The sequence below is a fragment of the Streptomyces caeruleatus genome (assembly GCF_001514235.1).
In the GTDB taxonomy this organism is placed as follows: domain Bacteria; phylum Actinomycetota; class Actinomycetes; order Streptomycetales; family Streptomycetaceae; genus Streptomyces; species Streptomyces caeruleatus.
The window spans coordinates 338,576-357,152 of sequence record NZ_KQ948931.1 but is presented as its reverse complement, the minus strand read 5'-3'; the positions used below and the strand labels follow the sequence as shown (position 1 = coordinate 357,152).

The window sequence follows — 18,577 nt, the reverse complement described above, 5'->3', positions numbered from 1 at the left end:
TCGGGATGCCGAATTCCCAGATTGCACCGAGAGCAAAGATCTTATTGCACCGAGCAGTTGGGGCGATCTAGGGTCGTCCACATGAGCCCCTTCCTCGCATACGAGGACAAAGGCGTGGATGTCGCCGCCGCCACCTCCTCACTCCCCCTCGTCCTCGTCCACGGCCACCCCTTCGACCGCACGATGTGGACCCCGCAGATCGAGGCCTTCTCCACCACCCGCCGGGTCATCGCCCCCGACCTGCGCGGCTACGGCGCCTCCCCCGTCGTCCCGGGCGTCACCCCGCTCTCCGTCTTCGCCGCGGACATCGAGGCCCTGCTGGACGACCTGAAGGTGGAGACCTGCGTGCTGGCGGGCCTGTCGATGGGCGGCCAGATCGTCATGGAGTGCTACGCCCGCTTCCCCCACCGCATCCGCGGCCTGGTCCTCGCGGACACGTTCCCGGCCGCGGAGACGCCCGAGGGCAAGCGGGCACGGGGCGCCATGGCGGACCGACTGCTGCGCGAGGGCATGCGCGGCTACGCCGACGAGGTACTGGAGAAGATGGTCGCGCCCTACGCCGCCCCCGAGGTCAAGGCCCACGTCCACCGCATGATGACGGCGACCCCACCCGAGGGCGCCGCAGCCGCCCTACGCGGCCGCGCCGAACGCCCCGACTACCGCGACCTGCTGACCCACGTCACGGTCCCCACCCTGGTCGTCGTGGGCGCCGACGACACCTACACCCCCGTGTCCGACGCGGAGGCGATGCACACCGCGCTACCCGACTCGACCCTCCGGGTGATCGAGGGGGCGGCACACATGCCGAACCTGGAGCGGGCGGGGGAGTTCGACGAAGCGCTGGGGGAGCTCCTGGCCCGCGTGGACGACAGCCGTTTCTAGGCCATTCACGGGCCGGCGGTGCCAGACGCGTTCATGCCCGCCCTGGGCGTGTCATCCTCCTCCACGACACCCTCGGCCTCCCAGCGCAGCAGGTCGCCCGGCTGGCAGTCGAGCACCTCGCAGAGTGCGGCGAGTGTCGCGAAGCGGACCGCCTTGGCGCGGCCGTTCTTGAGTACCGCCAGGTTGGCGGGCGTGATGCCCACGCGGTCGGCGAGTTCGCCCACGGACATCTTGCGCCTGGCCAGCATCACGTCGATGTCGACGGCGATCGGCATCAGATCACCTCGTCCAACTCGGCCTGCATCTGCGTCGCTTCGACGTCACGCGCCACGGCCTGGGCGAGCAGCATCCGCAGCACGAGCACGATGAGGGCGACCCCCAGGATGGCCACGCCGATCCCGCCCATGATGACCGTGACGCCCGGGTCCTCCCGCTGGCCCGGCGCGTTGACGGCCGTGACCGTGAACCACACGAGGGAGGCCGCCACGATCGCGCCGATCACTCCGTCCACGTACCGGAAGGCGGTGGGGGAGAACACGGTTCCGCGTCGCACCATCGTCACCAGCCGCCATACGCAGACCACGGCGACCTGGACCGACACCATGCCCAGGATCGTGATCACGCGCAGCGGGGTCAGCGGGAGCGATCCGTCCTCCGGGTCGCTCCCGCTGACCAACGCCCACACCATCCCCGCCTGTACGAACACGGTGCCGGCGAGCACCACCACGAGCACGACACGCAGCGCGCTCACTGTCAGCTTTCCCATGACCCGACCTTCCGGCATTCCATCGAGTTGCGATGGGAATCTATCGAATTTCGATAGACTGAACAAGTCTCCACCCCACTCGCCCCGCCTTGAGGGAGGATTCAGGCATCCCGCACGCGAGCTCGGCGGGGTCGGTCGTCCTCAGCCGCTTCCCGCTCGACCCGGCCGACGGAGTCGACGGAGTCGACGGCACCACGGCCTCGACCTGACCGGCACCGACCACCGGGCCCTGCTCGTGGACGTCACGCTTCACCAGCGGGGATGACCTCGACGGCACCCGGAACGAGGGTGCTCATAATGGGCGCATGTCCCGCGAGTTCCCCATCGGCCTCACCCCTCCCGACTGGCTGGTGCGGAACCTCCGGGCCCAGCCCGCCCCCGTCAACTGGCCGGCGGTGGTCCGCGCCGCCATCGCCATCGCGCTCCCGCTGGCCGTCGGGCTGGCCGTCGACCGCCCCTTCTACGGCGCCCTCGCCTCGATGGGCGCGCTCAACGGCGTCATCAGCGACACCGCCGCCGCCTACCGCGTCCGTATCCCCACCATCGCGATCCCCCAGCTCTTCGGCGCCGTCGGCATCACCCTCGGCGCCGCGGTGTACGGCCACGGCTGGGTCGCCGTCGCGGCCGTCACCGGCGTGGCGCTGGTCTCCGGGATGATCTCGACGATCGGCGCGGTCGCCTCCGCGGCGGGCCTGGTGCTGCTGCTGACCAGCGTGGTCGGCGCGGGCCTTCCGATGCCGGGCGCCTGGTGGCTGGCGCCGCTGCTGATGTCCGGCGGCGGCCTGCTGGTCCTGCTCCTCGCGCTGCTCGCCTGGCCGCTCAGGTCGGGAGTGCCGGAACGGACGGCGGTCGCGGACACCTACCGCAAGGTCGCCGAGCTGCTGGCGGCCGGAGGAGAGAGCGGCACCGGCGACACCCCGGCGTACGACGACGCCCGGCACGCCGTCACCCAGTCCCTGAATCAGGCGTACGACATCATCCTCGCCCACCGCGCCCGCCACCACGGCCGCAGCCCCGAACTGACCCGGCTGCTGGCCCAGTTGAACGCCATCACCCCGGTCGTGGAGGCCGCCCCCGCCGCCCGTCTCAGCGGCAACCCCCTGCCGCCCGAGGTCCCGGAGGCCGTACGGCACCTGGCCTGCGCCGTGGAGACCGGCTACACCGGCCCGATAGGCCTGAGGCTCCCCACCCCGACCAGCGAGACGGCCCGCGCGGTCGACCACGCCCTGCGCCACGCCGCCGAGGTCGTCACCAGCCCGGACGTCGACCCCCGCGGCATCGACGACCGCCTAGGCCGCCCGGCCGCGCTGGGCAACCGGGCCGCCCGAGCCCTGCGGGGCGTCACCCTCTCCGCCGCCTCCTGGCGCTACGGCCTGCGTCTCGCCCTGTGCATCGGGCTGGCCCAGGTCCTCGTCTCGATCATCCCGGTCCCCCGTTCCTACTGGGTCGCCCTCACCATCACCTTCGTCCTCAAGCCCGACTTCGGCTCCGTCTTCTCCCGCGCCCTGCTGCGCGCCCTCGGCACGGTCGCCGGGCTGGTGATCGCGGCGGCGGTGCTCGCGGAGGTGCCGCGCGGCTGGTGGGACGTACCCGTACTGCTCCTGCTCGCGCCGCTGGTCCCCGCGCTCACCCCGCGCGGCTACGGCTACCAGACGGCCGCCATCACCCCGGTGATCCTGCTCCTGTCCGACGTCCTGAACCGCCAGGGCACCGCCCTGCTGCTGCCCCGTCTGGTCGACTCCCTCGTGGGCTGCGCCATCGCGCTGATCGCCGGCTATCTCCTCTGGCCGGAGAGCTGGCACACCCGCGTCGGCGACCGCCTCGCCGACGCCGTTGCGGACACCGCCCGCTATGTGGAGGGCGCCTTCGGCCCCGGCGCCGTCGACCCCGCGGCCCGCGCCCGCATGCGCCGCCGCCTCTACCGCGACCTCTCCGCCATCCGCACCGAATTCCAACGCGCCCTGACCGAACCCCCGCCCACCGGCCGCCGCGCGGCGGCCTGGTGGCCCCTGGTCGTCGCCGTCGAACGCATCGTCGACGCCACGACAGCGGCCCGGGTACGGGTGAAACACGGCTCGCCCCCACCGTCCGCAGGCGAAGTGACCCAGGTCGCCCTCCAACTACGGGAACTGGCGGCGGGCGTGAGGGAGGCGGAGACCCTGTACGAGGTCCGCACCGACCTCACCGGCCCATCAGGCAGCGTCCTGGAGCCCTTGCGGCAGGAAGTGGCAGCGGCAAGAGCAATCGCCTCGCCTCATTGAGGTGGCCTGGGCGGCCACGCCCCAGGGGCGCGGGGAACTGCGCGACCAGCCCCCACAGCCCGCAGCCGCCCACAAGGAGAGACCACCCGAGCTGTCAGGCGCCCAAAAAGCCGGCGCGGCCGCCCCGTGCAGGGGAGCGGCCGCGCCATGTGGGGGGTGGAACTCGGGCAGACCTATCGGCCGACCTTCTCAAGCGCCTTGTCCATCGCCGCGGCGAACCCGTTGGCCCACAGCTGATCCACGCGGGCCCTCTCGTTCGCGTCCGGGACGGAGTTCGTGCAGGAGGTACCCGGCCCGCCGCCCGACATCAGCTCACTGCACGGCCCCTCGTAGTGGTCCGGCAGCCCCAGCACATGCCCCGTCTCGTGCGCGGTGACGCGAGTCGAGTCGTACTCCTGGTTCTGCTGGTAGTCGAGGAAGATGTAGCCGTTGCCGTGACCGTCGGTCGAGGCGTAGGAGCCGCGCGAGTCGTTGCCCTCGCGGTAGGTGAAGTCGGCGTTCGAGCCCTGCTGGAGCTTGACGTTGGACACAGCGCCGTTCCATATCTCGGTGCTGCGGGCTATCTGCGCGCTGAACGTGGGCGCCGCGGAGGCGTCGTAGGTGACGGTGACGGCCGCCGCGGCACTCGGGTTCGCGGCGCGCTTCTCGGCGACGGACTTCAGGACCGCCTCGAAGAACGCCCGACTGGCGTCGGACTCGGCGGACTTGGCGACGTAGCCGGCCTGGGCGGTGTGGGCGGGGGCCGCCGTGGCCGGAGCCGCCGTACCGAGACCGAGGGCCGCGACACTGAGACCGACTGCCACCGCCGTACGGGCGGACAGGGACGTGGATGTGGATGTGGATGTGGAGATGCGCATTGATGACTCCTGGGTGGGGGGTGAGTCGTCAAGGCGAGTGTCGGCGCCTGTGGGGCCGCTGTGATGATGGCAATCGGTGATAGCACCGCCCTATCGGGGCCCCAATTGGCAGGGATCCGGGGGGATTTGTGCGGCTGGTGAAACCTGGTGTTCCGCTTTAGTGTGCGAGGGCATGGACCTTGAGGTCAGACACCTCCGCGCGCTGTGCGCCATAGCGGACACCGGCAGTCTGCACCGGGCCGCGCGCCAGCTGGGCGTGGCCCAGCCATCGCTCAGCACGCAACTGCGCCGGATCGAGCAGGAGCTGGGCGGCGCGCTGTTCGTACGCGCGAGAACCGGCTGCCGCCCCACCCCGCTGGGCCGTCTGGTCCTCAGCCGGGCCCGGCCGCTGGTGGCCGATATGCGTGCCCTGGTCGCGGAGGCGAGGGCGGCCGCGATCGGCGGTGCGGAGCTGCGGGTCGGGTCGACGGCGAGCAAGGCCCTGGCGGGCTGGCTGCGCCGGCTGCGCGGCCACGGCCAGGATCCGACCCTGCACATGAACGTCTCCCCGAACGCCCTGCTCCACATGGTCGCCGCCGGCCAGCTGGACGTGGCCTTCGTGCACGAGGTCGAGGGCTGCCCCCTGCGTATCCCGCCCGAACTCCGGCTGCGGGTGCTGATGGAGCGCGAGCCTCAGTTCGTGTCGCTGCCGACCGACCATCCGGCCGCGGCGAAGGCGGAGGTCACCCTGCCCGACCTGGCCGACGACCGCTGGATGGTGGACCCGACGGTCGACGGGGAGTGGGACGCGGTGCAGCGGATGTTCCGCGCGGCCGGCGTCAGCCCGCACGTCCTGCACGGCGACTACTACACGGCCGACGCCCTGGTCGCCACCGGCGAGGTGGTCGCCGTCTGCCAGCCGACCCACCCCGACAGCCCCACCATGGCGGTACGGCGCCTGCACGGCGACCCCCTGGGCGTACGCCTGCTCCTCGCGGCCCGTACGGAGACGGACCTGGACGGGGTCTATCCCGCACTGGAGGAGGCGTACGGGGAGGTGGCACGGCAGGCGCCGGCGTACCGGGAGTGGCTGGAGCGGGAAGGGCTGGAACACGACGGTGAGCGGCAGCCGCCGGTCCCAGCACTCCCGTAAAGGCGCCCCTCCCGGCACCGGCTCAGACGCCGATGTCGCAGCCGTCCTTGCGCCAGACGGCGACGACCGCGGGGCGGTTGATCTTCCCTTCCCCGTCCGGCCAGGCGCTCAGCGGCTTCTCGGCCGTCGCGCCGTCGATCTCGCCCGGGTGCTGCACGGAGACCAGCACGCGGCGGTCCTGAATCACCGGCCCGCAGGTCTCCGCGCCGTTCGGCATCGTCAGGAACTGCTTCAGCTCACCACGGCGTTCACCGCGCGTAGCGACGCCGAAGAGGCCGTCGTGCGAGCCGAGCTGGTTGCCGTCGGTGGAGATCCACAGGTTGCCGTACGAGTCGAAGGCGACGTTGTCCGGGCAGGAGATCGGGGAGACGTCCTCCTTCGGGAACCCGGCGAAGTAGGTCGCCGGGTCGTTCGGGTCGCCCGCGACCAGGAACAGCGTCCAGGCGAACTTCTTGCTGTCGGCGCGGTTCCAGCGCTCGGTCAGCTCCAGGACCTGGCCGTGCTTGTTGGCGTTGCGCGGGTTGGCCTCGTCGGCCTTGGCGTTGGAGCCGACGCCGCGGTTGGTGTTGTTGGTCAGGGCGACGTACACCTTGCCGGTGTGCGGGTTGGGCTCGATGTCCTCGGGCCGGTCCATCTTGGTGGCGCCGACCTTGTCCCCGGCGAGCCGCGTGAACACGAACACCTCGTCCGCGGTCATGCCCTCGACGTGCGAGACGGCGCCGTCGGCGGTGGCGGTGGCCAGCGGGATCCACTCGCCGCTGCCGTCGAACTCCCCGTCGGCCGGAAGCTTCCCGCTCCCGTCGATCTCGATGGCGGGCGAGTCCCCGGTGAGCTTGGCGACGTAGAGCGTCCCCTCGTCGAGCAGCGAGAGATTGTGCTCCCGCACTGCCCGGCTCGACCCCTTCTTCATCCGCTTGCTGCCGATGAACTTGTAGAAGTAGTCGAAGCGCTCGTCGTCACCGGTGTAGACGACCGGACGCCCGTCCTCGGTCAGCCGGACCGTGGCGCCCTCGTGCTTGAAGCGCCCGAGCGCGGTGTGCTTGCGCGGCTTGGAGGTGGGGTCGTACGGGTCGAGCTCGACGACGTACCCGAAACGGTGCGGCTCGTTGGGCTCCTGCGCGACGTCGAACCGCTTGTCGAACCGCTCCCACTTGCGCTCGCTCGCACCGGTCCCGAGCCCGTACCGCTTGTCGGTCGCACGGGTGGCGTTGGCGAAGTACTGGTTGAAGTTCTCCTCACCGTGGAGCGTGGTGCCCCACGGGGTGACGCCACCGGAGCAGTTGTTGAGCGTGCCGAGGACCTTGGTGCCGGTGGGGTCGGCGGAGGTCTTGAGCAGGTCGGACCCGGCGGCGGGCCCGGTGACCTTGAACTCGCTGGTGGCGGTCACGCGCCGGTTGATCGGATGCCGCGGCACCGGGGTCAGCTTCCCGGTCCGCCGGTCCCCCTCCACCACGACCGCCGAGAGCCCGTGGGCGGCCCAGGCGACCTCGACCTGCTGCTTGGTCGGGTTGGCGGCGTCGTACCCGCGGAACATGAGCACTTCGTCCGTGTACTCGTGATTGGCGACGAGAACCTGCCGGTCGCGCTCACCCGGCAGCGGAAGCAGCGCGAGAAAGTCGTTGTTGTAGCCGAACTGCTTGGCCTGGGCCTCAGCGGTCTGGTTCTCCGGGTCGAACGCGGGGGCGCCCCGCAGAATGGGCTCGCCCCAGCGGATGACGATGTTCTGCGCGTAACCGTCCGGAATCGTCACGACATCGGCGGTGTTCGGCACGACCGGGTTGAAGCGCAGACCGCGCGCACCCCGCCCCCGGGAGGACCCGCCCCTTTCGGACACCCCGGCGGCCTCGGCGGCCTTGGCGGCCTCGGCGGCGTCCGCCTTCGGCGCTGCCACGGTGACGGTGCCGCTGACGGCGGCGGCCGCGGTGACGACGGCGGCGGCGCGCAGCGTGGTGCGGCGGCTGACGGCTTCGGCGATGACGTCACCGACGTACGGGTTCGTGGTGGTGTTGGGCACCTCGTGGAAACACGCGTCACCACACCGGAACCGGCAGGTCAGGGCGGACCGGCCACCCGGGTGCGAGTCGCTGTTCGTTCTGATGATCGGCAACGGAATGCGCATGGTGTCTTGTTCTCCCCTTTACTTCCCCTTGAATGCAGCGTGGGGGACGCTAGGGGCACGTCTGTGCGGGAGCGGGGCGACCGCATGAACTAAAGGTGAACCAGAGGTAGCGGTACCGAAGTTGAGCCCACGCGCGGACTCGGCGCGATGCAGCCCTTGACGGACAAGGGGCTCAGGTGGCAGCCCCTCCCCAAGATCGCCATCCGGGGCCGCTAACCTTACGTGTCCGTCCTGGCCAGGGATCTACGGGCATCAACTCACGCGAAGGGTTGCGCACATGGGCATTCTCACTCTCCTGCGGAACGCGTTCGGCCGGTCACGCAAGGGGCGTACCGCCGAAGCAGAGGGTGCGACGACGCCTTCGCCGGAACCCCGGCCGACGGTCCCGTCCCCGACCCCGGAACCCCAGCCGACCCCGAAGGCCCAGGTCCCGGAACCCCGAACCGCCGACCGCCAGACCCCGGACTCCATCAAGCCCACCGAGCCCACCGAGCCGCCGACCGATCAGGACAACTCAGACGAAGAGCACGAACTGGTCTCGGCCGCCTTCGACAACGTGACGGTCCCGAAGTCGACGGGGGTGGCGGAGGAGCCGGGGGCTGAGGCGGCGGGGGCGGCTGAGGCGACGGTGGTCGAGGAGCCGGTGGTCGAGGAGCCGGTGGCTGAGGCGGCAGGGGCGGCTGAGGAGCCGGTCGTCGAGGAGCCAGTGGCGGCTGAGGAGCCGGTGGCCGAAGAGCCGGTGGGCGAGGAGCCGGCCGCGGTGGAGCCGGTCGTCGAGGAGCCAGTGGCGGCTGAGGAGCCGGTGGCCGAAGAGCCGGTGGGCGAGGAGCCGGCCGCGGTGGAGCCGGTCGTCGAGGAGCCAGTGGCGGCTGAGGAGCCGGTGGCCGAAGAGCCGGTGGGCGAGGAGACGGCCGCGGTGGAGCCCGTCGCCGAGGAAACGATCCCGGAGACGCCTGCCGTCGAGGAGCCGGAGGTCGTAGAGCCGGTTGCGGAGGAGACGCCGGTCGTTGAGGAGCCGGCCGCGGTGGAGCCCGTCGCCGAGGAGACGGCCGCGGTGGAGCCCGTCGCCGAGGAGACGGCCGCGGTGGAGCCCGTCGCCGAGGAGACGTCTGCCGCTGAGGAGCCTGCGGCGGAGCCGGAGCCCGTCGCCGAGGTCGAGGCGGAGCCCGTCGAGGCTGCCCCCGAGGCCCCGGAGCCCGAGCCCGCGGCCGCCGACGGCGGGGACGCCCCACAGGGGCCACCCGCAGCCGACGACGAAAGCAGCACGGGTGGTGCGGGTGGGAACACCCAGGCCGAAGGCGAAGCCGAGGCCGAGCCGACGCCCGAGCCGGAGGCCGCCGCAGCTGACGACGAAACCAGCACGGGTGGTGCGGGTGGGAACACCCAGGCCGAAGGCGAAGCCGAGGCCGAGCCGACGCCCGAGCCGGAGGCCGCCGCAGCCGACGACGAAACCAGCACGGGTGGTGCGGGTGGGAACACCCAGGCCGAAGGCGAAGCCGAGGCCGAGCCGACGCCCGCAGAAGCAACGCACCCCGAGCCGGAGGCCACCCCGCCCACCCTCGCCCTCGCAAAAGCCGGCCTCACCACCGCCCGCGCCAAGGTCTACCTCGTCCTCGACCGCTCCGCGAGCATGCGCCCGTACTACAAGGACGGCTCTGCCCAGGCCCTCGCCGACCAGACCCTCGCCCTCGCCGAGCACCTGGACCCCGACGCCCCGAACCACTCCCTCCACGTCGTCTTCTTCTCCACGGAGGTGGACGGCACCACGGACCTCACCCCCACCTCCCCCGAGAACGCCGTCGACGCCGCGCACGCGGACCTCGGCCGCATGGGCCGCACCAGCTACCACGCCGCCGTAGAGGCCGTCCTCGCCCACTACGACAAGAACGCCACCCCCGGCACCCCCGCCCTCGTCGTCTTCCAGACCGACGGCGCCCCCGACGCGAAGACCCCCGCCACCCAGGCCCTCACGAACGCCGCGAAGACCCACCCCACCGTCTTCTTCTCCTTCATCGCGTTCGGCGACCACGACAACAAGGCCTTCGACTACCTCCGCAAGCTGAAGACCGACAACACGGCCTTCTTCCACGCGGGCCCGACCCCCCTGGAGCTCACGGACGCGGAGCTCTACGACGGCGTACTGATCGACTGGCGCCCGTAAACCCCGTGGATCACCCGAAGCACCCGTAGATCACCACCGAAGATCACCACCGACAGCTACAGATCACCACCGAACATCCCCGGCCGCCCCTTCCCACCCCTCAAAACGGGAAGCGGGCGGCCCACCCATGTCGGCTACGATTTCAAGGTTCGCAAAGCACACAGAAACCGACCTGGGAGCAGCCCCCGATGGCTCGACACCTCATCACCAGCGCCCTTCCGTACATCAACGGAATCAAGCACCTGGGCAACATGGTGGGGTCCATGCTCCCGGCGGACGTGTACTCCCGGTACCTCCGCCAGCGCGGCCACGACGTCCTCTACATCTGCGCGACGGACGAGCACGGCACCCCGGCCGAACTGGCGGCGAAGGAGCAGGGCCTCCCCGTAGACGAGTTCTGCGCACAAGCACACGACGCGCAGAAAGCGGTCTACGACGGCTTCGCACTCGCCTTCGACTACTTCGGCCGCAGCTCCAGCCCCCAGAACGTCGAGATCACCCAGCACTTCGCCCGCAAGCTCCACGAGAACGGCTTCATCGAGGAGCGGGCGATCCGCCAGGTGTTCTCGCCCGCCGACGACCGCTTCCTCCCGGACCGCTACGTCGAGGGCACCTGCCCCCACTGCGGCTACGACAAGGCGCGCGGCGACCAGTGCGAGAACTGCACCCGCGTGCTGGACCCCACCGACCTGATCAACCCGCGCTCGGCGATCTCCGGCTCCACGGATCTGGAGGTCCGCGAGACCAAGCACCTGTTCCTCCTGCAGTCCAAGCTGCAGAACGAGGTCAGGGAATGGGTCGCCCGCCACGACGGCGTGTGGCCGCACCTGGCGTCCTCCATCGCCCACAAGTGGCTGACCGAGGGCCTGCACGACCGTGCGATCACCCGTGACCTGGACTGGGGCGTCCCCGTCCCGGCGGACACGTGGCCGGAGCTGGCCGCCGAGGGCAAGGTCTTCTACGTCTGGTTCGACGCCCCGATCGAGTACCTCGGCGCGACGAAGGAGTGGTCGGACATCGACCCGTCGACCCGCGACTGGAAGTCGTGGTGGTACGACGTCGACACCGACGTCCGCTACACGCAGTTCATGGCGAAGGACAACGTCCCGTTCCACACGGTGATGTTCCCGGCCACCGAGCTCGGCATCCGCGAGCCCTGGAAGAAGGTCGACTTCGTCAAGGCCTTCAACTGGCTGACGTACTACGGCGGAAAGTTCTCCACGTCCCAGAAGCGCGGCGTCTTCACCGACCAGGCCCTGGAGATCCTCCCCGCCGACTACTGGCGCTACTTCCTGATCGCCAACGCCCCCGAGTCGGACGACTCGTCCTTCACCTGGGAGCACTTCACGGCCACGGTGAACAAGGACCTCGCCGACACCCTCGGCAACTTCGTCAACCGCGTCCTGTCCTTCTCCAAGAAGCGGTTCGGCGAGGAGGTCCCGGCGGGCGCCGCGGCCGGTGAGGCGGAGGCGAAGCTCGGCGAGCAGATCGCGGAGCTCCTCGCCGAGTACGAGTCCCAGATGGAGTCTCTCCAGTTCCGCAAGGCCGCGGCAGCGCTCCGCGCCCTGTGGTCCGCGGGCAACTCCTACCTGGAGGAGAAGGCCCCCTGGCTGGAGATCAAGACCGACAAGGACGCCGCCGCGCTCACCCTGCGTACGGCGATGAACCTGATCCACCTCTACGCGGTGGTCTCGGAGCCGTTCATCCCGACGTCGGCGGCCGCCATGCGCCAGGCCTTCGCCCTCGGCGACGACACGGCCACCTGGGTGAGCGCCGACGAGGCCCGCTCCCTCACGTCCGTACCCGCCGGCACCCCCTTCACCGTCCCCCCGGTCCTCTTCGCCAAGCTCACGGACGACGACCTGGAGGCGTACAAGGAGCGCTTCGGCGGCGAGGCGGCGTAGCGGCGTAGCGGCGTAAGGGAGCCCGGAAGCCTGTAAAGGCCGACGCCGTGGGTCTCTCTACTTGAGGACCCCGGCGCCGGTCGTCGCCGCCAGCTCCGTCGCCAGGTTCTTCGCCGACGTCTGGAGCCCGGCCGTGAGCGTCGGCTTCCAATTCACTGTCGTCTTGATCTTCTTCGAGTTCGCGGCGTTGTAGGCGGCCACGAGGTCGGTCGACGTGCCGTTGACGAGGTTGCCGGTGCCCGCGATCGAGCCGGTGCCGTCGCCGCTCAGCAGCTTGGCGGCCTTGGCGCCGGACGGGAGCTTCCAGGCGTTGTGCTCGGCGACGACCTGGGCCTTGGCGCGGGAGTCGATGCTGTACTTCGGCGTGTAGCCGTTGAGCGTCGTCGTGTCGTACAGGTTGTTGTAGAGGTGGATCTGGCCGATCCGGGCCAGCGGTGCCCGCTGCACGATGCCCTTCCAGACGTTGTGGTGGAGGGTGACGCGCAGCTTGCCGGTGCTGTCGGTGTCGCTGCTGCCGATCAGCATCGTCTTGTCGTGGCAGTCGAAGACGTTGCGCTCGACGGTCACCAGGTCGGACCCGTTGGTGATGTCGAGAGCGCCGTCGTGGATCTGGTACTTGCGGCCGAAGTACGTCTTCAACGACTTGTCGAAGGTCGGCGCGTCCGTGAACGTGTTGTGGTCGGCCCAGACGTTCGTCGCCCCGCGCAGGGTGACCGAGTCGTAGGCCGAGTTCCACTCACCGGCCGAGCCGTCCGTCGGGTCCCACTGCGGGAAGCAGTCCTCGGTGGCGGAGAAGGCCAGGTTGCGGACGATGACGTTCTTGACGTTCTGCACCTGAAGGCTGCCGCCCCGGATGCCGGCGCCGGTGCCCGGCACGCCCACGATCGTGGTGTTGGCGGGGACCCGGAAGACGATGTTCTTCTTCTGCTGGTCCGCGGCGGCCTTACGGGCGTTCTCCTGACCACCCGCCGGCGCCTTCTTGCCGTACGTCGCCGGGTCGTAGGCCTTGAGGTAGGCGGAGAGCGAGTAGCCGGTGCCGGAGGCGTAGTCGGCGCAGGTCAGCTTCTTGCCGGTGTCGCTGGTGTTGGCGTCGATGGTGCCCTTGACCTTGATGATCCGGGGCGTGGTGTCGGTGACCGAGCCGAGCGCCTTCACGAGCTGGGCGCGGGTGCTGACGGTGAAGGTGTGCGCGGAGTCGGCCTTCGCGCCGCCCGTCGTACCGGAGCCGGAGGCCGCCCAGCCGTCCTTCGCGGGCAGGGACTGGTGGTACAGGTCGACCGGGCCGGCGTTCGCGTTCAGCACGAGGACACCGGCACCCACGCCGGCAGCGGCCACGGCGGCGGTGACGACGACGGTGCGGCGCCCGCGGAGGGAGCGGCGGTGGGACGGGCGGGGGGTGGAGCGGGGCGTGGAGCCGGGCGTGGAGCCGGGCGTGGAGCTGGGCGTGGAGCGGTGCGTGGAGCTGGGCGTGGAGCGGTGCGAAGGGGATGCCACGAATGAGTCCTTACGTTCTTCGGTGAGGCTCGCGCGTCGGCGAGCGGGCCCGGGTGAACGGGCTTCCGGCTCCTTCGTGGTCGCGGAGATCGGAAAGGTTGCCGTGAATCTTTTGACTGAACGGTGGTCAAGTCGCGGGCATCACGGGGATGTTGCCCATTGGGTTGGCATCGATCGCCCCCCGCCGCCACCATGTCCCCCTTCACGACCGTATGGTTTCCGCCATGGCAGTCCCTGAGGTCATCCCGATCGCGTATGAGCCGCACGGTCGTACCGAGGCGATCGGCTGTTACGCAGACGGGCAGTTCATGGGGTCGGTCACCTGGGCCTTCCCCAAGGGGTTCGACCTCGACACCGGCTGGGAAGAGCACAAACGTCTCTATGCGGTCCTGCACACCTTCGACTCCGAGGGCAGGTACCGCGAGTCGGAGATCTGGTGCGCCGGCACCTGGGCCGAGCAGCAGCGCGCCCCGCACGGCCCCGACTCGGTGCTGGCCCGCGCCCGGGCCCACCTCGCGACCCGGCTGCGCAGCCTGCCCCGCCGTACGTATACGGACATCGCCGTCCGGCCCTTCCAACTCGCTGTCGACGGCGTGCTGTTCGGCCTGGTGACGGGGGACGACGAGGGCGAGGCGTGGGCCGAGCTCCATCCGGACAACCTGGGTTTCGGTGCGCCCTGGGACGGTTCGTACGACACCTGATCGTTTACGCCCCTATGCCTGGCAGCCCCCGAGGCGCTATACATTGCGAAGATCACGCAAGGTCGTCACAGGCCGTCAAGTGGGGGGATCCATCCATGGCGCTCTTCGGAAACGCGCACACCATCGACCAGGGGCAGGCGCAGCAGGACTACGCGCGTCTGCTGGGCCACGGGGAGCAGGTGCACGCGGCGTACCTGCTGATACGCGACACCATCCTGTTCACCGACCGCCGCCTGATCCTGGTCGACAAGCAGGGCATCACCGGCAAGAAGGTGGAGTACCACTCCATCCCCTACCGCAGCATCACCCACTTCGCGGTGGAGACCGCCGGCACCTTCGACCTGGACGCCGAGCTGAAGATCTGGCTCTCGGGGTCGGCGACGCCGATCGAGAAGACGTTCACCAAGGGTGTGGACATCTACGAGGTGCAGGCGATTCTGACGCAGTTCGTGGCGAAGTAGGGACCGTTGTCCGCTTTCCCCGTCGTCAGGCGGCTCGGCCGAGGGCCAGCGCGCCGACGACGGGGGCGGCGTAGACGAGCGGGTACGGGATGTGCGCGTACCAGCGGGCCCTGGCCACGGTCACGGCGGCGCCGGCGAAGTAGACCACCAGCCCGGTCCCGGCCAGCACGCCGATGACCGGCACGAACAGCCCGACCACCAGCCCGACGGCACCCGCGCCCTTGGCCAGCCCGAGCCAGGTCCACCACGAGCGGGGCACGCGGTAGTCGGTGAGCGCCCGCACGATCCACTCGGCGCGCGCCAGCAGGACGACCGCCGAGAAGCCGGCCATCGCGGCGGCCAGGACAGTGACGACTACGTGTGCGACGTTCATGGTGGGCTCCTCGGCGTGTGCGGTCGGGTACGACGGTGTCCTTGTCATCCGTCACAGGACTGACGCCGGGCATCGGGCGAGTGTGACAGCCAGGGGGTTGGCGGCGGGTACGCCGAACGGACGGCATGTTGGCCGTACGTCCCTTGGTGCGGGACCGCGATAATCGGGCCCACCATGCTGCCCCCGCCCCGCGACCTCCCCTCCGACGTCCTCACCGTCGGCGCCCGCTACCCGCTCGTCCTGGCCGGCGACTGCGCGGTCCGGGCGCACGGCCTGACCACCCGGCACGTGAGGTCGGTGGAGCTGGCGACCGAACACCCCGAGCCCATGGACCAGATCGCGGCCATGGTCCGGCACGGTCTGACGGAACGCGGCTGGCGGGTACGCCCCCTGGAAGCCGACCCGCTCTCCGCCCGGCTGCTCGTCACGGACCCCGACACGGGCGCGGAAGGTGCCGTCGACCTGCTGAAGGAGACCTTCTGGCGGCCCCCGGTGACGACCGGCCTCGGCCCGGCCCTGTCCCTGGAGGACCTCATCGGCACGAAGGTCCGGGCCCTCACCGACCGCGGCGCCGTGCCCGACCTCACCGATGTCCACGCGGCCGCGGCCCACTGGACCTACCCCGACCTGGAGGAACTGGGCCGCCGCCACGCCTGGGACGACCTCGACCTGGCGGACCTCCAGTCCCGCCTGGAGGCCACGGAACTCCTGGACGACCGCGAGTTCGTCACCGCCGCCGGCCTCGCCCCGGAGTCGGTACCGGCGCTCCGCCGGTGGGCCCGGACCTGGGCGGACGACATCGCGGAACGACTGCTGGAGGAGGAGGCGCTCAGGCCTCCGGCGGACGGGGAGGAGTGACGGCGGCTTCCTGTCCCGAACACCGCGGACATCGCGTTGAAGGCCGTGAGGCGCCAGAGGGGCGGCAAAGATCCCCGGGCGCTTCTAGACTTCCCGCGTGATGCCGGCGCACAGGGGGTGCGCCTGGGGTGGAGGGGAATCACATGGGCGGAAACCGCATGGGCAGAAACCGTATGGGCAGAAACCGTATGGGCAGATGGGGCGCGGCCGCGTTCGTGGTCATGGGTCTCGTCGGGGGGACGCTGCTGCCGGCCACCCCCGCGGCCGCCGTGCACGGGGCGGTCCCCGGCGACTTCAACGGCGACGGATACCGCGACGCCGTCCTGCCCGCCCCCGGCGCGAACGTGTCCGGCAAGGAGGCCGCGGGTGCCGTGGTCGTCCTGTACGGCTCGGCATCCGGGCTGTCGGCGACGCGCCGCAGGACCATCACGCAGAACACTTCCGGGGTGCCCGGCGCGGCCGAGGCGTACGACCGTTTCGGCTCCGCCACGGCCACGGCCGACCTGAACCGGGACGGATACGCCGACCTGGTGGTGACGTCGCCGTACGAGGACACCACGGCGGGCGCCAACGCGGGTGCGGTGACGGTTCTGTGGGGTGGCAGAAACGGTCTGACGAGCGGCACGAGCCTGCCGACACCGTCCGGCCGACCCACCAGCTACGGACTCGACGTCGCCGCGCTGAGCACCGGGGCCGGTGCGAGGACCCGGGTGATGGTGGCGGGTTGGGACGCGGCCGTGGAGTTCGCGGGGCCGTTCACCCGAGCCGGCGGCTACGGCTCGGTCGCGGTGCACGACAAGACCCCCTCCCTCGAATCCACCGCTCTCGGCGACTTCGACCGTGACGCCGTGCCCGACCCCGCCGTCGCCACCACCCGCGGCGGCGGCATGACCGGCGGCAGCCTCTACACGACGCTCGCCCACGGCGAGGAGCTCCGGGGCGAGGGCCTCATCGTCGCCGCCGGCGACGTCAACGGCGACGGATACGCCGACCTCGTGTCCGGTGACCCCGACGAACCCGAAGTCGAGGGCGTGGACGGCGCTTCGGGTGGCCGTGTGCTGGTCTGGTACGGATCGGCGAGCGGCATCACGAAGGACGCCAAACCCGTGCAGATCACCCAGAACACCGCCGGTGTGCCCGGCGCGAGCGAGAGCGGCGACGCCTTCGGCGGTGCGCTGGCGGTGGCCGACCTGAACCGGGACGGGCTCGCGGACATCGTGGTCGGGGCCCCGTACGAGGACCTCGCCAAGTCCCGCGCGGGCATGGTGACCGTCGTCCCGGGCCACCGTACGGGCGCGCTCGGCACAGGTGCCTACTCCTTCTCCCAGGACACCGCGGGTGTGCCGGGCGGCTCGGAGACCGACGACTTCTTCGGCACGACCGTCTCCGTCGGGGACGTCGACAAGGACGGCAGGCCGGAGCTGCTCGCCGGCGCGTCGGGCGAGAACAACTCGACCGGTGCCGTCTGGGTGTTCCCCGGCGGCAACGCCCGCCCGACGACCACGGGTAGTCGTATGTTCACGGCGTCCTCGGTCGGCCTCACCCAGTACAACGGCACCGACCTCGGCGGCCACGGCCTGCTCTGGGTCATCTGACGGCCGCCCCGCCCCCTCCCGCGGTCACGCGCGCGTCGCCGCCGTCTGCGGGATCGGCACGGCGGCCGTCCGCGGCCGTTTGATGAAGGCAACGCCGCAGACGGCGACGTCCGTGGATCAGGTTCCGTTGTTGTCCGCCTCCGGGTCGACGCCCATGGTGATCGTGGCGACGACGCCCTCGGCGATGGCGTTCTTCTTGTACTTCAGCTTCAGCAGGCCACCCTCGATCCCGTTGTCCGGGTAGATGGTGTCCTCGTCCAGCGTGGTGCGCGTGGTCGTGTTGGTGGAGTACGGCTCCGCCTCGGCGGACGCCAGCACACTCGCCTCGTCGAAGAACAGCTGACCGGTGTGGCAGGTGTTGCCGCCCTCGTAACCGGCGTCCGTCCAGGTGCCGTTCACATGCACCTTGGTGTGGATGTGCACACAGCGCCCCTGGTATCAGCCCGGGAAGACCGTCCGGAAGACCACCTGCCCGTTCCGGTCCGTCCGCCACGTGCCGCGCAGATACCGCTCGTCGTCCGTCGGCTCACCCGAGGGCGGGGTACCGCCCCCGCCACCCCCGCCGCTGCCCATCGCCTCGTAGCCCGAGTACACGCCCAACGGATGTAATAGGGGCCCTCGGTCGTCTCGGAGGTCAGCCGGTAGCAGACCTCGCCGCTCGACGCGCCGCTCGACGCGCTGCTCGACGCGCTGCTCGACGCGGTGGCGCCCGCGGCTGGGGATCCCTTCGTCTCTCCGGCGAACGCGCCCGCCGCGAGCGTGCCGCCCACGCCCACCGCCGCGGCGGCTCCCGCACCGGCGACGACGACCTTGCGACGCGTGAGGTCCCGCTTGTGTTTCGGCCCTTCGGCCGTGTGGTTTCCCGTCATGGGCAGGGAAGTTAGGGACGGCGCCTGTCAGGAGCATGGGTAAGAGCTGGGCAAGAGCCCTGCATGAGCACCGTAAACGAAAGTGGCTCGGAACCGACGCCGGTTCCGAGCCACCTACGACTGTCCGCGGCCACCTGCGGCCGC

15 protein-coding genes and 1 pseudogene are annotated in these 18,577 nt (G+C 70.7%); 9 read left to right on the top strand and 7 right to left on the bottom strand.

Features of this window, described 5'->3' with window-relative positions; translation table 11 throughout:
* Positions 1 to 81 precede the first annotated feature (81 nt).
* Positions 82 to 882, top strand: a complete 801-nt coding sequence (locus AQJ67_RS25245) for an alpha/beta fold hydrolase (RefSeq protein WP_062721367.1) — start codon at positions 82 to 84, stop codon at positions 880 to 882.
* A gap of 5 nt (positions 883 to 887) precedes the next feature.
* On the opposite strand, the gene AQJ67_RS25240 is transcribed toward AQJ67_RS25245, so the two are convergent.
* On the bottom strand, positions 888 to 1,157 hold the full coding sequence (locus AQJ67_RS25240; RefSeq protein WP_062721365.1) for a helix-turn-helix domain-containing protein: 270 nt from the start codon (positions 1,155 to 1,157) through the stop codon (positions 888 to 890).
* Entirely contained in the window at positions 1,157 to 1,648 is a 492-nt protein-coding gene (locus tag AQJ67_RS25235; protein ID WP_062721363.1) for a DUF2975 domain-containing protein, read from the bottom strand. The genes AQJ67_RS25240 and AQJ67_RS25235 overlap by 1 nt, the downstream gene beginning before the upstream one ends.
* 305 nt (positions 1,649 to 1,953) lie before the next feature.
* Here AQJ67_RS25235 and AQJ67_RS25230 point away from each other — a divergent pair, with 305 nt between their 5' ends.
* The gene (locus tag AQJ67_RS25230) at positions 1,954 to 3,909 is read left to right on the top strand and encodes an FUSC family protein (protein ID WP_062721361.1); all 1,956 of its coding nucleotides are present in this window, start codon (positions 1,954 to 1,956) and stop codon (positions 3,907 to 3,909) included.
* A 173-nt stretch (positions 3,910 to 4,082) separates the two neighbouring features.
* On the opposite strand, the gene snpA is transcribed toward AQJ67_RS25230, so the two are convergent.
* A complete protein-coding gene (snpA, locus tag AQJ67_RS25225) occupies positions 4,083 to 4,766 on the bottom strand; it encodes a snapalysin (RefSeq protein WP_062721359.1) in 684 nt (227 codons plus the stop codon).
* A 172-nt stretch (positions 4,767 to 4,938) separates the two neighbouring features.
* Here snpA and AQJ67_RS25220 point away from each other — a divergent pair, with 172 nt between their 5' ends.
* The gene (locus AQJ67_RS25220) at positions 4,939 to 5,898 is read left to right on the top strand and encodes a LysR family transcriptional regulator (protein WP_062721357.1); all 960 of its coding nucleotides are present in this window, start codon (positions 4,939 to 4,941) and stop codon (positions 5,896 to 5,898) included.
* A 22-nt stretch (positions 5,899 to 5,920) separates the two neighbouring features.
* Here the strand turns inward: AQJ67_RS25220 and AQJ67_RS25215 are convergent, their stop codons facing one another.
* Positions 5,921 to 8,017: a PhoX family protein gene (locus AQJ67_RS25215; RefSeq protein WP_062721355.1), complete on the bottom strand. Its 2,097-nt coding sequence runs from the start codon at positions 8,015 to 8,017 to the stop codon at positions 5,921 to 5,923.
* A 277-nt stretch (positions 8,018 to 8,294) separates the two neighbouring features.
* Here AQJ67_RS25215 and AQJ67_RS25210 point away from each other — a divergent pair, with 277 nt between their 5' ends.
* Together AQJ67_RS25210 and metG are read left to right on the top strand one after the other, a co-directional pair.
* Positions 8,295 to 10,178 (top strand): VWA domain-containing protein, encoded by a 1,884-nt coding sequence (locus AQJ67_RS25210; RefSeq protein WP_062721354.1) that lies wholly within the window; start codon positions 8,295 to 8,297, stop codon positions 10,176 to 10,178.
* A gap of 188 nt (positions 10,179 to 10,366) precedes the next feature.
* Positions 10,367 to 12,082 (top strand): methionine--tRNA ligase, encoded by a 1,716-nt coding sequence (gene metG / locus AQJ67_RS25205; RefSeq protein WP_062721352.1) that lies wholly within the window; start codon positions 10,367 to 10,369, stop codon positions 12,080 to 12,082.
* 57 nt (positions 12,083 to 12,139) lie between these two features.
* Here metG and AQJ67_RS25200 read toward each other — a convergent pair whose 3' ends face one another.
* Positions 12,140 to 13,417: a pectate lyase family protein gene (locus AQJ67_RS25200; RefSeq protein ID WP_062721619.1), complete on the bottom strand. Its 1,278-nt coding sequence runs from the start codon at positions 13,415 to 13,417 to the stop codon at positions 12,140 to 12,142.
* Positions 13,418 to 13,800: 383 nt separating this feature from the next.
* Between AQJ67_RS25200 and AQJ67_RS25195 the strand changes: the two genes are divergently transcribed.
* Both AQJ67_RS25195 and AQJ67_RS25190 read left to right on the top strand, forming a co-directional pair.
* Complete coding sequence (locus tag AQJ67_RS25195) at positions 13,801 to 14,277, top strand: hypothetical protein (RefSeq protein ID WP_062721351.1); 477 nt, start codon at positions 13,801 to 13,803, stop codon at positions 14,275 to 14,277.
* A gap of 95 nt (positions 14,278 to 14,372) precedes the next feature.
* Positions 14,373 to 14,738 (top strand): PH domain-containing protein, encoded by a 366-nt coding sequence (locus AQJ67_RS25190; protein ID WP_062721349.1) that lies wholly within the window; start codon positions 14,373 to 14,375, stop codon positions 14,736 to 14,738.
* A 25-nt stretch (positions 14,739 to 14,763) separates the two neighbouring features.
* Here AQJ67_RS25190 and AQJ67_RS25185 read toward each other — a convergent pair whose 3' ends face one another.
* Entirely contained in the window at positions 14,764 to 15,111 is a 348-nt protein-coding gene (locus tag AQJ67_RS25185; RefSeq protein ID WP_062721347.1) for a DoxX family protein, read from the bottom strand.
* 174 nt (positions 15,112 to 15,285) lie between these two features.
* On the opposite strand from AQJ67_RS25185, the gene AQJ67_RS25180 reads away from it, so the two are divergent.
* Positions 15,286 to 15,969 (top strand): hypothetical protein, encoded by a 684-nt coding sequence (locus AQJ67_RS25180; protein ID WP_062721344.1) that lies wholly within the window; start codon positions 15,286 to 15,288, stop codon positions 15,967 to 15,969.
* Positions 15,970 to 16,142: 173 nt separating this feature from the next.
* Positions 16,143 to 17,564: an FG-GAP-like repeat-containing protein gene (locus AQJ67_RS25175; protein WP_062721342.1), complete on the top strand. Its 1,422-nt coding sequence runs from the start codon at positions 16,143 to 16,145 to the stop codon at positions 17,562 to 17,564.
* A 117-nt stretch (positions 17,565 to 17,681) separates the two neighbouring features.
* Here the strand turns inward: AQJ67_RS25175 and AQJ67_RS25170 are convergent.
* Positions 17,682 to 18,433, bottom strand: a pseudogene (locus AQJ67_RS25170) (peptidase associated/transthyretin-like domain-containing protein).
* Positions 18,434 to 18,577: the final 144 nt, after the last annotated feature.

Coding starts and splice junctions, on each gene's coding strand:
- AQJ67_RS25230 (WP_062721361.1), top strand. CDS start 1,954: ATGTCCCGCGAGTTCCCCATCGGCCTCACCCCTCCCGACTGGCTGGTG.
- AQJ67_RS25195 (WP_062721351.1), top strand. CDS start 13,801: ATGGCAGTCCCTGAGGTCATCCCGATCGCGTATGAGCCGCACGGTCGT.
- metG (WP_062721352.1), top strand. CDS start 10,367: ATGGCTCGACACCTCATCACCAGCGCCCTTCCGTACATCAACGGAATC.
- AQJ67_RS25210 (WP_062721354.1), top strand. CDS start 8,295: ATGGGCATTCTCACTCTCCTGCGGAACGCGTTCGGCCGGTCACGCAAG.
- AQJ67_RS25235 (WP_062721363.1), bottom strand. CDS start 1,648: ATGGGAAAGCTGACAGTGAGCGCGCTGCGTGTCGTGCTCGTGGTGGTG.
- AQJ67_RS25180 (WP_062721344.1), top strand. CDS start 15,286: ATGCTGCCCCCGCCCCGCGACCTCCCCTCCGACGTCCTCACCGTCGGC.
- AQJ67_RS25175 (WP_062721342.1), top strand. CDS start 16,143: ATGGGCAGAAACCGTATGGGCAGATGGGGCGCGGCCGCGTTCGTGGTC.
- AQJ67_RS25185 (WP_062721347.1), bottom strand. CDS start 15,111: ATGAACGTCGCACACGTAGTCGTCACTGTCCTGGCCGCCGCGATGGCC.
- snpA (WP_062721359.1), bottom strand. CDS start 4,766: ATGCGCATCTCCACATCCACATCCACATCCACGTCCCTGTCCGCCCGT.
- AQJ67_RS25190 (WP_062721349.1), top strand. CDS start 14,373: ATGGCGCTCTTCGGAAACGCGCACACCATCGACCAGGGGCAGGCGCAG.
- AQJ67_RS25215 (WP_062721355.1), bottom strand. CDS start 8,017: ATGCGCATTCCGTTGCCGATCATCAGAACGAACAGCGACTCGCACCCG.
- AQJ67_RS25240 (WP_062721365.1), bottom strand. CDS start 1,157: ATGCCGATCGCCGTCGACATCGACGTGATGCTGGCCAGGCGCAAGATG.
- AQJ67_RS25220 (WP_062721357.1), top strand. CDS start 4,939: ATGGACCTTGAGGTCAGACACCTCCGCGCGCTGTGCGCCATAGCGGAC.
- AQJ67_RS25245 (WP_062721367.1), top strand. CDS start 82: ATGAGCCCCTTCCTCGCATACGAGGACAAAGGCGTGGATGTCGCCGCC.